Origin of the sequence: Cupriavidus basilensis (assembly GCF_000832305.1) — a bacterium.
Classification (GTDB): Bacteria; Pseudomonadota; Gammaproteobacteria; order Burkholderiales; family Burkholderiaceae; genus Cupriavidus; species Cupriavidus basilensis_F.
The window spans coordinates 1,431,763-1,445,099 of record NZ_CP010537.1 but is presented as its reverse complement, the minus strand read 5'-3'; the positions used below and the strand labels follow the sequence as shown (position 1 = coordinate 1,445,099).

Annotated in this window: 13 protein-coding genes; 8 read left to right on the top strand and 5 right to left on the bottom strand. The window is 64.9% G+C overall.

Annotated features, from left to right (window positions below):
• Positions 1-8: 8 nt before the first annotated feature.
• The 3 genes from RR42_RS27155 to RR42_RS27145 all read right to left on the bottom strand — a co-directional run bounded on the left by RR42_RS27155 (position 9) and on the right by RR42_RS27145 (position 3,357).
• The gene (locus RR42_RS27155) at positions 9-1,643 is read right to left on the bottom strand and encodes a DHA2 family efflux MFS transporter permease subunit (protein WP_419188912.1); all 1,635 of its coding nucleotides are present in this window, start codon (positions 1,641-1,643) and stop codon (positions 9-11) included.
• Complete coding sequence (locus tag RR42_RS27150) at positions 1,640-2,752, bottom strand: HlyD family secretion protein (protein WP_043354560.1); 1,113 nt, start codon at positions 2,750-2,752, stop codon at positions 1,640-1,642. The genes RR42_RS27155 and RR42_RS27150 overlap by 4 nt, the downstream gene beginning before the upstream one ends.
• A 71-nt stretch (positions 2,753-2,823) precedes the next feature.
• Positions 2,824-3,357 (bottom strand): winged helix-turn-helix transcriptional regulator, encoded by a 534-nt coding sequence (locus tag RR42_RS27145; RefSeq protein ID WP_043354558.1) that lies wholly within the window; start codon positions 3,355-3,357, stop codon positions 2,824-2,826.
• A 150-nt stretch (positions 3,358-3,507) separates the two neighbouring features.
• Between RR42_RS27145 and RR42_RS27140 the strand changes: the two genes are divergently transcribed.
• From RR42_RS27140 to RR42_RS27115, 6 genes are all read left to right on the top strand, one after another.
• Positions 3,508-5,007, top strand: coding sequence for an efflux transporter outer membrane subunit (locus RR42_RS27140; protein WP_043354556.1), 1,500 nt, complete (start codon positions 3,508-3,510; stop codon positions 5,005-5,007).
• A gap of 302 nt (positions 5,008-5,309) precedes the next feature.
• Positions 5,310-6,044 carry a GntR family transcriptional regulator gene (locus RR42_RS27135; protein ID WP_236702204.1) on the top strand — a complete coding sequence of 245 codons (735 nt, stop codon included), beginning with the start codon at positions 5,310-5,312 and terminating at the stop codon, positions 6,042-6,044.
• Positions 6,045-6,143: 99 nt separating this feature from the next.
• The gene (locus tag RR42_RS27130) at positions 6,144-6,926 is read left to right on the top strand and encodes a transporter substrate-binding domain-containing protein (protein ID WP_043354554.1); all 783 of its coding nucleotides are present in this window, start codon (positions 6,144-6,146) and stop codon (positions 6,924-6,926) included.
• A gap of 161 nt (positions 6,927-7,087) precedes the next feature.
• A complete protein-coding gene (locus tag RR42_RS27125) occupies positions 7,088-7,753 on the top strand; it encodes an amino acid ABC transporter permease (RefSeq protein WP_043354552.1) in 666 nt (221 codons plus the stop codon).
• Positions 7,750-8,406, top strand: a complete 657-nt coding sequence (locus tag RR42_RS27120; RefSeq protein WP_043354550.1) for an amino acid ABC transporter permease — start codon at positions 7,750-7,752, stop codon at positions 8,404-8,406. Before RR42_RS27125 ends, RR42_RS27120 begins: the two co-directional genes overlap by 4 nt.
• The gene (locus tag RR42_RS27115; protein ID WP_043354548.1) at positions 8,387-9,115 is read left to right on the top strand and encodes an amino acid ABC transporter ATP-binding protein; all 729 of its coding nucleotides are present in this window, start codon (positions 8,387-8,389) and stop codon (positions 9,113-9,115) included. Before RR42_RS27120 ends, RR42_RS27115 begins: the two co-directional genes overlap by 20 nt.
• A 192-nt stretch (positions 9,116-9,307) precedes the next feature.
• On the opposite strand, the gene RR42_RS27110 is transcribed toward RR42_RS27115, so the two are convergent.
• Both RR42_RS27110 and RR42_RS27105 read right to left on the bottom strand, forming a co-directional pair.
• Positions 9,308-9,709 carry an IS66 family transposase gene (locus RR42_RS27110; RefSeq protein WP_052494998.1) on the bottom strand — a complete coding sequence of 134 codons (402 nt, stop codon included), beginning with the start codon at positions 9,707-9,709 and terminating at the stop codon, positions 9,308-9,310.
• Between the two features lie 30 nt (positions 9,710-9,739).
• Positions 9,740-9,973 carry a hypothetical protein gene (locus RR42_RS27105; RefSeq protein WP_043354546.1) on the bottom strand — a complete coding sequence of 78 codons (234 nt, stop codon included), beginning with the start codon at positions 9,971-9,973 and terminating at the stop codon, positions 9,740-9,742.
• Positions 9,974-10,338: 365 nt separating this feature from the next.
• Between RR42_RS27105 and RR42_RS27100 the strand changes: the two genes are divergently transcribed.
• A complete protein-coding gene (locus RR42_RS27100; protein WP_144409966.1) occupies positions 10,339-12,345 on the top strand; it encodes a zinc-dependent metalloprotease family protein in 2,007 nt (668 codons plus the stop codon).
• Positions 12,300-13,274 (top strand): hypothetical protein, encoded by a 975-nt coding sequence (locus RR42_RS27095; RefSeq protein ID WP_144409965.1) that lies wholly within the window; start codon positions 12,300-12,302, stop codon positions 13,272-13,274. Before RR42_RS27100 ends, RR42_RS27095 begins: the two co-directional genes overlap by 46 nt.
• Positions 13,275-13,337: the final 63 nt, after the last annotated feature.

Here is a 13,337-nt window from a genome sequence, read left to right as displayed (position 1 = left end):
GGTAGGCCTCAATGCGCATCGGCCGATGGCGCCATGGGCGGGCCCGCCCTGCGCAGCAGCGGCACCATGGCGGTGGCGATGACAAAGCACACCATGATGACCAGGAAGGCATCGCCAAACGTCTGCGTCTGCGCCTCGCGCCAGGTCAGTGCCCACAGTTGCCTGAGCGCGGCGGACTGCGCATCGGCGACGTCGTGCCCCAGCGCGGCCATATTGCTGCCCACCGCCTGCAGCAGCGCGCCCATGGCCTCGTTGCTGTCGTTCAGGTGCTCCGCCAGGCGCTGGAAATGCAGGTTGGTGCGGTCGTTCAGGATGGTCGCGCAGCTGGCGATGCCGATCGCGCCGCCCAGGTTGCGCATCAGGTTGAACAGCCCGGATGCCAGCCTGAGCCGCTCCGGCGCCAACGCCCCCAGCGTGAGCGTGACCGCCGGCGCCACCGCGAACTGCTGCGCCATGCCGCGAAACGCCTGCGGCAGCAAAAGTTCCTGCGCGCCCCAGTCATGTGTGATCGGCGCGAACTGCCACATCGAGAAGGCAAAGCAGCCCAGCCCGAACATCATCAGCCAGCGCAGGTCCACCCGATTGGCGAAGAAGGCGTAGACGGGGATCGACATGACCTGGAACACGCCGGTTGAGAACACCGCCAGCCCGATCTGCAGCGCGCTGAAGCCGCGCACGCGGCCCAGGAACAGCGGCGTGAGATAGATGGTGGCGAAGATGCCCACGCCGGTCATGAACGAGAAGAAGCAGCCGAGTGCGAAGTTGCGGTCCTTGAGCGCGCGCAGGTCCACCACCGGCTGTGCGTAGGTCAGGCTGCGCCAGACAAAGCCGACACCCGCAATGCCCGAGATCCAGGCGGTGGTGCGAATCACGTCGTCGCCAAACCAGTCCCAGCGCGGGCCTTCTTCCAGCGTGTACTGCAGGCAGCCGAGGAACAGTGCCATCAGCGTCATGCCGAGATAGTCGGCGCCGCGCACCAGCGACCAGTTGGGCCGGTCCACGCGCACCAGCAGCGGCACCGCCACCGTGATGAAGATGCCCGGCACCAGGTTGATGAAGAACAACCAGTGCCAGGAGTAGTTGTCGGTGATCCAGCCGCCCACGGTGGGCCCGAGCGTGGGCGCCAGCGAGGCCAGGGCGCCGATGGTGGCCGCGGCGATCACGCGCTGCTTGCCGCCGAAGAAGGCGAAGGCCGTGGTAAACACCAGCGGAATCATCGAGCCGCCCAGGAAGCCCTGCATGGCGCGAAAGGCGATCATGCTCTGGATGTTCCAGGCGATGCCGCACAGCAGGCTGGTTAGCGTAAAGCCTGCCGCCGAAACGGCAAACAGCCAGCGCGTGGACATCACGCGCGACAGCCAGCCCGACAGCGGAATCACGATGATCTCGGCGATCAGGTAGCTGGTCTGCACCCACACGGTTTCATCGGCGCCCGCCGACAGCCCACCGCCGATGTCGCGCAGCGAGGCCGAGACGATCTGGATATCCAGCAAGGCGATGAACATGCCCACGCACATGGTGGCGAAGGCCAGCACCTTGGCGGCCGTGCTCATGGAGGCCGCGGAAAACGCCGGCGCAGACGGCTGCACGGGCACGGCTGGCTGCGTGGCCTGCCCCGGGCCGGCCAGGACGGTGCTGCTCATGGTTGCACCTGCGCGTCGGCGCGGGAATCGACTTGCGCCAGCACCGACAAGCCGGGCCGCAGCATGGCCAGCGCGGCCTCGTTGTCATCCAGCATGATGCGCACCGGCACGCGCTGGACGATCTTGGTGAAGTTGCCGGTGGCGTTCTCCGGCGGCAGCACGCTGAACTGTGCCCCCGTGGCCGGCGCCAGGCTGAGCACGCGGCCGTGGAACACGCGGCCGGGCAGCACGTCGGCCTCCACCGTGGCCCGCATGCCCGGGCGCAGATGCGCAAGCTGGCCTTCCTTGAAATTCGCATCGACCCACAGGCCGCGCGCCGGCACCACCGACAGCAGTTGCGCGCCGCCCGCGGCGTAGGCGCCCACGCGGGCGCGGCGGTTGCCAATGGTGCCATCGATGGGCGCGCGCAGCTCCGTGTAGCCCAGGTTCAATCTGGCGATGTCGCGCTCGGCAACGGCTTGCGCAAGCGCCGCCTGCGCTTGCAGCTTCTGCGTGGCGATCACGTCGACCTGGCGCTGCGCGGCGAGCAGGCTGGCCTGCGCTTTCTGCGTGTTGGCGAGAGCTTGCTTGTAGTCCGAGTCGGCCTTTTGCGCGCTCTGGACCGATACCGCCGATTTGGCCGCCAGGCTCTGGTAACGAGCCTGGTCGTCGCGCGAGCGCAGGGTGTCGGCATTCACCGCGGTGACCGCCGCCCGCGCCTGGCCGATCACGGCTTCCTGCAAGGAGCGGGTGGCGTCCAGGTTGGCCAGCAGCGCCTGCTGGGCGGCCACCGCCCCTTCCGCCTTGGCCAGCGCGGCGCGGTAGTCACGGTCATCGATGCGGGCCAGCAAGTCGCCGGCGTGCACCTGCTGGTTGTCGGTCACCAGCACCTGCGCCAGGTAGCCCGGCACCTTCGGCGCAATCACCGTGACTTCTCCGCCGACATAGGCATCGTCGGTGCTTTGCAGGAAGCGGCCGTGCGTCCACCAGTGCTGGCCATAGGTGGCGGCGCCAAGGCCGGCGGCGATGAGCGCGCCGGTCAGGATCAGCCGCTTGCGGCTGATGCGGGGCTTGCTGGCAACGGGGATGGGCGCCGGGCCTGCGCGCTCGGCGGTGATGTCGCTTGTCATGACGCTTCCTCTGGTTTTCGCTCTAACTTTTGCTTTGACTTTTGCCTCAGCGCGCTAACGCTGCCGTGCTTTCACAGATGGACTGTTGGCTGCGGGACATCGGGGATGGGGGCCGCGCGTGCGCGCGCCGCCTTTTCGAGCTTGGCGCGGACGCCCTCGCTGGCAGCCGGGCCGGCCACGACCATGTGACCGTCATCGGTAATCGGATGCCCGGTCTGCGCATCCACCAGGATCGGGATAGCGGTGGCGCCGGTCTGGCGGTCCACCAGCACCAAGCTCTCGCCCTCCGGCGAGAAGTGGCGGTTGCCCCAGGCCAGCAGCGCCAGCATCACCGGGCGGAATTCGCGGCCCCGGGCAGTCAGCAGGTATTCGAAACGCGGCGGCCGCTCGCAGTACTGGCGCCGCGCAAGCAGGCCCTCGCGCACCAGGGTTTCGAGGCGGCGCGCCAGCATGTTGGGCGCAATGCCCAGCTGCTTCTGGAATTCATCGAAGCGGCTGTTGCCATAGAACGCCTCCCGCAGGATCAGGATGCTCCACGGCTCACCCACCCGCGCCAGGCTGCGGGCAATGGGGCAAGGCGCGTTGTCGAGCGGCTCTTTCTGCATGTCCGCCACCTCCGGGAAATCAGGTTGCTAGCAAGATGCAAGTTAGTATAGAGTTGTAAATATCATCATGCAAGTAACTTGTTAAAGAAAGCCAGTGGGGCGGCGATCAAGCCGCTTCCTGATTTCCCCGAATCCCTGAAGGAGATGGACATGAGCCGTACCCCGCCCCGCCCCGGACTCGCGCCCGAGCAGCCGTACCAGCACCTGCGCCGGCACGCGGCGCGGGCCACCGCGCTCGCCGCGGCAGCGCTGACGGCGCTGGGCCTGGCGGCTTGCGCCGCGGTAGGCCCGGACTACAAGGCGCCCGCGGCCGACACCGCAGCCAGCTACCCGCATGCCGATGCGCTGGCCGCACGCGCCACGCCCCAACCAGCGCCAGCGCTAGATACCTGGTGGACGGGATTCAACGATCCCGCGCTCACGCGCATCGTCCAGCGCGCGCTGGACCAGAACCTGGACCTGGCCGCCGCGTTCGCCCGCGTGCAGCAGGCGCGGGCCGCTGCCGCCGAGGCCGGTGCGCAACTGCTGCCCCAAGGCAGTTTGTCGGCGCAGGCGGCCAAGGTGCATCAGTCGCTGGAAAGCCCGCTAGGCAAGATCGCGAGCAAGTTCCCCGGCTACGACCGCAATGCCGCGCTCTACGATGTGGGTGCGGGCGCGAGCTGGGAGATCGACCTGTCCGGCGGCCTGCGGCGTGGCGCAGAGGCGGCCGACGCCGAGGCGCAGGCCGCGCAGGCCGACCAGCTTGGCGTGCGCATCTCGGTTGCGGCCGAGGCCGCCGATGCCTACTTGCGCGTACGCGGCGCGCAGCAGCGCATTGCCATTGCGCAGGAGCAGGTGACGAACAACGGCAAGCTGCTGGACCTGGTGCAATTGCGCTTGCGCGACGGGCTCGCATCCAGCCGCGAGGTAGCCCAGGCGCAAGCGCTGGTGGCGCAGGCGCGCGTCACCATTGCACCGTTGCGGATCGAGCTGCAAACCCAGTTGAACCGGCTCGATGTGCTGATGGGCGCGCAGCCGGGCACCTACACAGCGGAGCTTGGCCCCCTGCCGAACGGCGTGGCCGTGCCGGCCATCTCCGTGGCCCAGGGTCCCGCCGACCTGTTGCGCCGCCGCCCCGACGTGATCGCGGCCGAGCGCAGGCTGGCCGCCAGCAGCGCGCGCATCGGCGCGGCCACCGCCGAGTACTACCCCAAGCTATCCTTGTCCGCGCTGCTAGGCTTTGAGAGCCTGAGCGGCGGCAAGCTGTTTTCCGCCGCCGCGTTCCAGCCGGTGGCGGCAGCGGGCTTGCGCTGGCGCCTGTTCGACTTCGGCCGCGTGGATGCCGAGGTGGCGCAAGCCAAGGGCGCCAACGCCGAGGCGCTGGTCAACTACCGCAAGGCCATGCTGCGCGCCACCGAAGACGTGGAGAACGCCATCGTCACGCTGACCGAGCTGGAGTCGCAAGGCAAGGAGCTGAGCACCGAGATCGACGCCCACGAACGCGCGCGCGGCGCTTCCGAAGATGCGTACAAGGGTGGTGCCGTCAGCCTGTTCGAGGTGTTGGATGAGGAACGCCAGTTGCTGGCCGCGCGCGACCAGCAGGCCCGCGTGCACGCCGACAACGCGCGCGCCGCGGTGGCGACGTTCCGGGCGCTGGGCGGCGGGTGGTGATCGGATCAGGCTACGCCTGGCGTGGGAATCCCTTCCGGCGGCAGGGTGGAGACGTCCACCGATGCTAGCGGCGGGCCCGAAGTGCATCGCCTCGCCCAAGTGATCGGCCGCGCCTTGCGCACGCAGCCTGGGCACTACGCCGCCAGCACTCGCCGCACCACTGTCGTGCACCTGCACTCGCCAGCGACATAGGCCGCGCCCAACTGGTGCGCGCCCAGCCCGGGCCAAGGCTGTTTTGTGTACAAAATCTGCACATCACGCTTGTATATCAGTCTGGCATACCTCTTGCGTCTGAGGCTGGCATGACTTTCGCCGCCCCCTCCATGCCAGCCTTCTGCGATGCCGCCGGCCCCGCCCGCGGCAGCACTTCGGCCGAGATTGCCGAGCGCATCACGCAATCGATCCTGGCCCAGCGCCTGGGGCCCGGCACGCGGCTGGGCGAGCAGGCGCTGGCCGGGCTGTTCGACGTCAGCCGCACGCTGGTGCGCGAAGCCCTGACCCGGCTGGCCGCGCGCGGCATCGTCACGGTGTCGGCGCGGCGCGGCTGGTTTGTGATCGAGCCGTCGCGGCAGGAGGCCCGCCAGGCATTTGCCGCCCGGCGTGCGATCGAGCTTGGCTTGCTGCGCTATGCGGCGCCGGTCTCCGCCGCCGCCATCGGCCGGTTGCAGGAGCACGTGGCACAGGAGCAGCGCGCGCTGAGCGCCGACGACGCCGCCGTGCGCAGCTACCTGCTGGGCGACTTCCATGTATGCCTGGGCGAATGCGTGGGCAATGTGCTGCTGGCCGACACGCTGCGCGACCTGACGGCGCGCACCACGCTGATTGCCATGCGCTACCAGTCCAGTCACCAGGCCAGCGAGTCCTGCGCCGAGCATGTGCTGATCGTGGCAGCGCTAGCCGCTGGCGATACCGAGCGCGCCATCGCGCTGATGGACGCCCACTTGTGCCACGTCGAGGCCGGCCTGAGCGCCGCCACGCCGGCGGCCCCGCCGGATCCGCTGCGCCAGGCGTTGAGCCCGCTGGGTCATGCGGCCTGAGCGCGCGGGCAACCGGTAGATAGCAACGACCTGTTTCTTCTATTTCGCTATTTCGAATCTTTGAATTTCCACCCCAACGGCAAGCTAGCAAGGACCCTTATGAAGCTCTCCAAACTCCTCCTCGGCCTCGGTGCCGCCGCCCTCGCCTTCGCAATGCAAACCGCCGGCGCCGAAGCGCTGGACGATGTGGTCAAGGCCGGCGTGCTCAAGGTCGCGGTGCCGCAGGACTTTCCGCCGTTCGGCTCGGTCAACGCCGAGATGAAGCCCCAGGGACTGGATATCGACGTGGCGGCGCTGATTGCCAGGAAGATGGGCGTGAAACTGGAACTGGTGCCCGTGACCAGCACCAACCGCGTGCCCTACCTGCAGACCAGGAAGGTGGACCTGGTGATCTCCAGCATGGGCAAGAACGCCGAGCGCGAGAAGGCCATCGATTTCAGCGAGGCTTACGCGCCGTTCTATAACGGCGTGTTTGGCCCGGCCGACCAGAAAGTGACCGGTGCCGCCGAACTGGCCGGCAAGACCATCGGCGTGACGCGCGGCGCGGTGGAGGACCTGGAGCTGAGCAAGATCGCCCCGGCGACGGCCACCATCAAGCGCTACGAAGACAACAACGGCACCATCAGTGCGTTCCTGTCCGGCCAGGTGCAACTGGTGGCGACGGGCAACGTGGTGGCAGCCGCCATCCTCGCCAAGAACCCGCCCAAGAAGCCGGAGCCGAAGTTCCTGATCAAGAACTCGCCCTGCTTCATCGGCCTGAACAAGGGCGAGCCCAAGCTGCAGGCCAAGGTCAACGCCATCCTGGCGGAAGTGAAAAAGGACGGCGAGCTCAATGCGATCACGGTGAAGTGGCTGGGTATGCCGCTGCCGGCCACGCTTTGATACGTTGATGCGTTGATGCGTTGATGTGTTGATGTGTTGATGCACTAATGGCCCAAGCCACGGGAAGCCGTGCCCGGCGGGCAGCCGCCGCGGCATGGCGTACTGCGCCAGTTCCGCGCTCATGAGCGCCCCGACCGGGCGCCTCCACCGATCGCTACCGCATGTCCTACCAATTCGATTTCCTTTCGGCCTTCGATTACGCCGGCGTGTTCGCGCACGGCGTCAGAGTCACGGCCGAACTCACCGCCATGGGCGGCGTGCTGGGGGTGACCCTCGGCATCGCCTGCGCCTGGGCGCGCACCCAGGGCCCGGCCTGGCTGGCGGCCGTCGCGGGCGGCTATGTGGAGCTGATCCGCAATACGCCGTTCCTGATCCAGCTGTTCTTTATCTTCTTCGGCCTGCCCAGCGCGGGCGTGCAACTGGGAGAAATGCAGGCCGCCATCCTGGCCATGGTGATCAACCTTGGCGCCTACAGCGCGGAGATCGTGCGCGCGGGCATCGCGGCCGTGCCACGCGGCCAGCTTGAAGCGGGCGCCAGCCTGGCGATGTCGCCCTTCCAGGTGTTTCGCCACGTGGTGCTGCGCCCTGCCCTGCAGAAAATCTGGCCGGCGCTGTCCAGCCAGGTGGTGATCGTCATGCTGGGCTCGGCGGTGTGCTCGCAGATCGCGGTCGAGGACCTGACCTTTGCCGCCAACTTCGTCCAGGGCCGGAATTTCCGTGCGTTCGAGGTCTACCTGCTGACCACCGCCATCTACCTGCTGCTTGCCATCGGCCTTCGCCAGGTGCTGCGCGGCATTGGCGGCACGCTGCTGCGGAGGGCGTCATGACCGATTTTTCAACCTGGGACATCCTGCGCAACCTGTTGATGGCGGTGCGCTGGACCGTGGTGCTGTCGCTGGTGGCCTTTGCCGGCGGTGCCGTCATCGGGCTGCTGGTGCTGCTGATGCGCATCAGCCGGCGCGCGCCGGCGCGCCGCGCGGCGTGGGCCTTTATCGAAGTGTTCCAGGGCACGCCGCTGCTGATGCAGCTGTTCCTGGCCTTCTTCGGCCTGGCGCTGTTCGGCGTGGAGATCCCGGCCTGGCTGGCCGCTGGCCTGGCATTGTCGCTGTGGTCCGGCGCCTACCTGGCGGAGATCTGGCGCGGCTGCGTCGAGGCCATCCCCAAGGGCCAGTGGGAAGCCGCCGGCTGCCTTTCGCTGGGCCACCTGCAGCAGATGCGCTACGTGATCCTGCCGCAGGCGCTGCGCATTGCCATTGCGCCCACGGTGGGGTTCGTGGTGCAGATCATCAAGGGCACGGCGCTGGCGTCCATCATCGGCTTTGTCGAGCTGTCCAAGGCGGGCACGGTCATTACCAACGCCACCTTCAGCCCCTTTACCGTCTACGCGCTGGTCGCGCTGATCTACTTTGCGCTGTGCTGGCCGCTATCCCGCTACAGCCGTTACCTGGAAAGGAAGCTCAATGTCGCTCATCGCCATTGAAAACGTAAAGAAGCGCTTCGGCGCCAACGAAGTGCTCAAGGGCATCGACCTGAAGGTGGAGGCCGGCGAGGTGATTGCCATCATCGGCAAGAGCGGCTCGGGCAAGAGCACCTTGCTGCGCTGTATCAACGGCCTGGAGAGCATCGACGAAGGCAATATCACCGTGGCAGGCGCCAAGCTCGGCAGCAGCGAGCTGGAGCTGCGCGCGCTGCGGCGCAAGGTCGGCATGATCTTCCAGCAGTTCAACCTGTTCCCGCACCTGAGCGCGGGACGCAACGTGATGCTGGCGCCCACCGTGGCGGCCGGCGTCAAAGAGCCGGAAGCATTGACCCGCGCGCGCGAGTGCCTGGCCAAGGTAGCGCTGGCGGAGAAGTTCGACAGCTATCCCGACCAGCTCTCCGGCGGGCAGCAGCAGCGGGTTGCGATCGCGCGCGCGCTGGCCATGCAGCCACGGGCCCTGCTATGCGACGAGATTACCTCGGCGCTGGACCCGGAGCTGGTGGTGGAGGTGCTCAACGTGGTGCGCCAGCTGGCCCGCGAGGGCATGACGCTGCTGATGGTGACGCACGAAATGCGCTTTGCGCGCGAAGTGTGCAATCGGGTGGTGTTCATGCATCAGGGGCGCGTGCATGAGATCGGGCCGCCGGAGCAGCTGTTCAGCCATCCGGCGACGCCGGAGCTGCAGCAGTTCCTGGGAATGGCGGCCTGAGCTGGCCTGCTGACAAACCAGAGGCATTCGCCGAAGCCGCCGAATGGGCCAAAGCCGCGCAAGATGACGGCGGCTGTCTCTCCCTCTCCCCTCATGGCTGAGGTTTGCCCACATTGATGAGCGACTGACGGTTTTCCCTACACGTATCATCAGGCAGCTATTCATCTTGATGGAATATCCGATACATCGTAACTATTCAGCAGGGATTGGCGAAGGCGGACAGCCGGAGAAGTTGCGGATCAAGGCCGAAAAGAGTTTGCGTCGCTGCTTTCGCAGTGTGGCGAGATAGGAGCGGATGGTGCAGAAGGCTTGGAAGCCCTGCGCGACGCGCAAGCCGCCCGATATCTTTTGTTTGAGCTTGGGCAAGCGGATATCGCGTTCGGCTTGGTTGTTGTCAAACGGCACGCGATGATCGGCAATGAAGCGCCATACCTGGTCCGCATAGCGTCGCAGGCGAGCCAGTAAGTTGCAGGCAAAGGACTGCTTGGTCTTGCCGCGCGGGTCCAGGGCCGGATCGCGTGCCTGCGGTGGATTCTCCCGCTGTCCCCGCGCGACGAGTTGACGCGCGCGGCGCCGATGAGGGGTGCAGGGCATCCCGCAGGAACTTAGAACGCTTCCACATCCTCAATGGTGCAGCATGCCGGCTCGCGCCTGAGCACCCACGGTGGGCTGAATGAATTGAACGGTAGCCGCTTTTCTGATCGTTTCATGGCCGCCCTCATCGCCCGATTTCTCATCGAATTTCGTACTTGTCCGATTGCGGCATAGCGTTTCTCGCTGCAGGATACCGTCCTGGTATCTATGAAAATCACTGGCGGATCGGTGCGCCAGCACCGGCGCAAGGTACATCAGGTTCAAGCCACATCGCCTTGCGGATCTTGCTACAGATTCACTGTTTGTTGAAAGCTTGGCATCTGCACGCCTATGGCGGGCCGGATGGGGCAGCCGCAAGGCTAGCCGATTTGGCGACATGCTTGTTCGCTGCGCCATCCAACATCTCTGTCATTTTCGCATTGCTCCGAATTGTCTGGGATCAATTCCGGAATAGTCTCATAGACGTCCCGTTTCCAGGTCGATAGGCTTGTGAAGCTAAATTCATCGGAGTAGCGGATTTTTTCGGGAGGCAGCCGCATCGAAGGCGCGACCAATGCGGACGGAGAGACTGCGCTCAAGCTAGCCGAGTTCGGCGAAACCGTAAAGATTGAAATTCTATAAGACAGCTTATGGCGACCCATTCCGCACATCCTTCGCAAAAGCCGCTTGCCAGAACACCCGCGCGGCCTGCACCGAATCCGGAGTTGACCCTCAAGCCGGGCGGCGCGGTGTGCAAGGTGGTGCTGCCGCTGCGCCCATTGCGCATCTATTTCCAACTGTTTCCGGGTATCTCCCGCACTGAGGCCGAGCGCGGGTTGGCTGGCCTCAGCTACAAACTGCGCATCCCTGGGCAAACGGACAGCGAAGGCACGACTGGGGCCAACGGCCAGATTCTCTTGCCGGGCCTGCAACCTGGCATCACAGGCGAACTGGAGATTCTTGGCACGCTGATCCAGTTGACCGCGCGTGACTACAGCGATGACGAGAAGACCGACGGCACGACGACGATGGGCATCCAGGGTGCCAAGCGTCGCCTGATGGTGCTGGGTTACTACGACAAGCCCTATCGGTCCGTACGTCCCGGGCAAGTGGCTGTGTCGCAGATTCCCGATGACAAGCTGGACCACATCGAAATCGAGGACGCGATCCTGCGCTTTCAGGTGGACAGCGGCTTTGAGCCCAATGGCGAAATTGAGCGGCATGAACTCGCTGGCAGAAAGATCGATCCGTCGCAGGCCTTTGGCTTTCACCGCGACCTCACTGGCTCGAACGTCAAGCGGTTTCACCCCGACTTCGTCGCCAAGCTGGCAGCGGGCGGCGGCAGCGCCCCTCCGGGCACCATGGAACCATGTACCGTCCCGCCCCCGCCACGACCGAAAGACAAAGGCACAGTCGGATCCGCCACGCCGGGACCGTCGCCCAAACCGCTGGCACGCGAAATCTACGATGGACACCGGTTTGTACCGGTGCGTTTCGTGCGGTACAACGAATCGACCACCTTTCATCCGGGCAGGCCCGAACTGGACGAGCGCGGCTACCGGGAGCATGACGGGCCAATCGTGAGCCTGATGGCTGGACAGAGAATTGACCTGTTGCTGCTGCGCCTGCATGTCGGGGCAAGCGTGCCGCTGAGCTTCGTCAGCACGGATGAAAGCACGGTCAAGATCAGTCAGGTGACGGGCGATCTGATCGAGCTGACGGGGTTGGCTGGTCTGCCCAACGAAGCGGGAGCAGCAAAAGCCAAGATTGAAGTTCGCTACGGCGGCCCAACTGGGCCGCTACTACACACCCTGGCTGTGCAGGTCTACGCGCCCATCAACGTTGCTGTGGCGGTGCATTTTGTGTCCATTGGGCAGGCCGGCAAGCCGGAGATTCCACGGGTTCCCCCGTCCCTTCAGCGTCCAAGGCTTGGACCCATCTTCGACAAGATCAATGACATCTGGCGGGCAGCGGGGGTTCGCTTTGAGGTCAAGCAATGGCTGAATGACACCATCGACTTGACGCAGGCAGGGGCGATGACCGTCAAGCCTGCCAAAAACGGGCAACCTGCAGTGAACGAGTTCCCCGCGGTGACCAATCTGAATCGCAAGGCGAGGCATCTGAACATGTATGTGGTGGAGTCCACAATCGGTAGTGGCATTGGCTGGGGGGTTTGCAATACCGCCCTGGTGGCCGCCGAGCAGATGCGTGGCGGCCAGCCTTCCAGTCAGGATCAGCTCATCCAGACTTTCGCCCACGAGATCGGGCATTTTCTCGGACTATGGCACCCCGCAACGCATAACCCCGAGGGGGACGATGTTCACGTGCAAATTCAAGGCAGGGATGAACGCCACAACCTGGAGGATTTCTGGTCTCGCCGGATGCTGATGTATGTCTATACCGGTTTGAACGGCATCGGTCCACTGGACGCCAATACCCGGCAACGAGGACGGCAACAGGATGTTGGCAATGGCTGGCATGTGGGCGGCAAGATGCTGTGCTGCAAGACGGTGCCGAAGGTCGTGTCTTCGCCAGAAGAATCTGAAATTGTCACGGCGCGCGGGATCGCACTACTTAACCAGTCTGAATCGTCAACGGAGAAGAAAGCGGCATGGTCACCACCGTCCGACAACGCTGGACAAGGCGTTTTTGCCTGAGTCTGCTGCTCACCTGCACCGTAGCGGTACCACGGGTGTGTGCTGCGCAAGATCAAGTCATACAGGAGCAAACGAATATGCCTGGCCTGGCACAAATGATCGACCACGAGCAGTGGGATGAAGCTTATGCCTATGTTCGTCAGCAACAGAATGCCATCGTGCCGGAAGTCCGCGCCATCGTGAGCGACCCAAGAACGAGCGGTACCGCGATGGAAATTGCCTACGGTTTTCTTCGGAAGGTTCCCACGCTTGAATCGGCGACGCTACTGGCGCAAGGCTTGGGAAAAGGGGGCGGTCGAACAAGCGTATTTGGCTTGATCGAGAACCCTCGTCCTGAGGTCTATCCCATTCTCAAAGCGAAGCTCCAACCTCCAAAGGAGGAGGAAAACAAGAACCTTCTGCTCACGATGGCGCAGATCCCCGTGCCAGCGGAGCAGCGCATCGCCGATCTGAAGCCCTATGTGACGGCCAAGTATTATCAGACGCGAATTGCGGCGGCTTTCGGTCTCGCGCTGCTGGACGACCCCGGCAGTATGGAACTGATGACGCGCGCGCTGGGTGCGGGTAACCGCGACGGGAAAATGGTCCCGCTCATGATCTTCTATCAGTTCCGCGCATGGCGCACGCCGAAATTTGTGCCGGTGCTGATTCCCGTGCTGAACGACCCGATGCCGATCAGGGATATCGGACTGCGCCGCTATAACGCGGATGGCAGCGAATCAGCCATGACACCCCAAGAACTGCGCTATCTACGCGCCCGCGACTACGCGCTGAACATCATTGTCAAGACGCTGAAAATCGACGTACCGTTCAACATCGAGGACGACGTGACCTATTGCAAGGAGCAACGCGAACTGGTCAAGCAGAAGCTGCGCGACTTGGGTTACACGGTGACCGATGAGCTCCATCCGGTCACGAACGGAGTGTAAGCAAGATGGCCGACATGGACCCGCAAGGCATCCCCTCGCCCGAGCCGGACGACAAACCAGCAG

Excerpts from the sequence above, each read along its gene's own strand:
- RR42_RS27135 (WP_236702204.1), top strand. The coding sequence starts at position 5,310 with ATGACTTTCGCCGCCCCCTCCATGCCAGCCTTCTGCGATGCCGCCGGC.
- RR42_RS27095 (WP_144409965.1), top strand. The coding sequence starts at position 12,300 with ATGGTCACCACCGTCCGACAACGCTGGACAAGGCGTTTTTGCCTGAGT.
- RR42_RS27110 (WP_052494998.1), bottom strand. The coding sequence starts at position 9,709 with ATGCCCTGCACCCCTCATCGGCGCCGCGCGCGTCAACTCGTCGCGCGG.
- RR42_RS27120 (WP_043354550.1), top strand. The coding sequence starts at position 7,750 with ATGACCGATTTTTCAACCTGGGACATCCTGCGCAACCTGTTGATGGCG.
- RR42_RS27145 (WP_043354558.1), bottom strand. The coding sequence starts at position 3,357 with ATGCAGAAAGAGCCGCTCGACAACGCGCCTTGCCCCATTGCCCGCAGC.
- RR42_RS27100 (WP_144409966.1), top strand. The coding sequence starts at position 10,339 with ATGGCGACCCATTCCGCACATCCTTCGCAAAAGCCGCTTGCCAGAACA.
- RR42_RS27130 (WP_043354554.1), top strand. The coding sequence starts at position 6,144 with ATGAAGCTCTCCAAACTCCTCCTCGGCCTCGGTGCCGCCGCCCTCGCC.
- RR42_RS27115 (WP_043354548.1), top strand. The coding sequence starts at position 8,387 with ATGTCGCTCATCGCCATTGAAAACGTAAAGAAGCGCTTCGGCGCCAAC.
- RR42_RS27155 (WP_419188912.1), bottom strand. The coding sequence starts at position 1,643 with ATGAGCAGCACCGTCCTGGCCGGCCCGGGGCAGGCCACGCAGCCAGCC.
- RR42_RS27150 (WP_043354560.1), bottom strand. The coding sequence starts at position 2,752 with ATGACAAGCGACATCACCGCCGAGCGCGCAGGCCCGGCGCCCATCCCC.
- RR42_RS27140 (WP_043354556.1), top strand. The coding sequence starts at position 3,508 with ATGAGCCGTACCCCGCCCCGCCCCGGACTCGCGCCCGAGCAGCCGTAC.
- RR42_RS27125 (WP_043354552.1), top strand. The coding sequence starts at position 7,088 with ATGTCCTACCAATTCGATTTCCTTTCGGCCTTCGATTACGCCGGCGTG.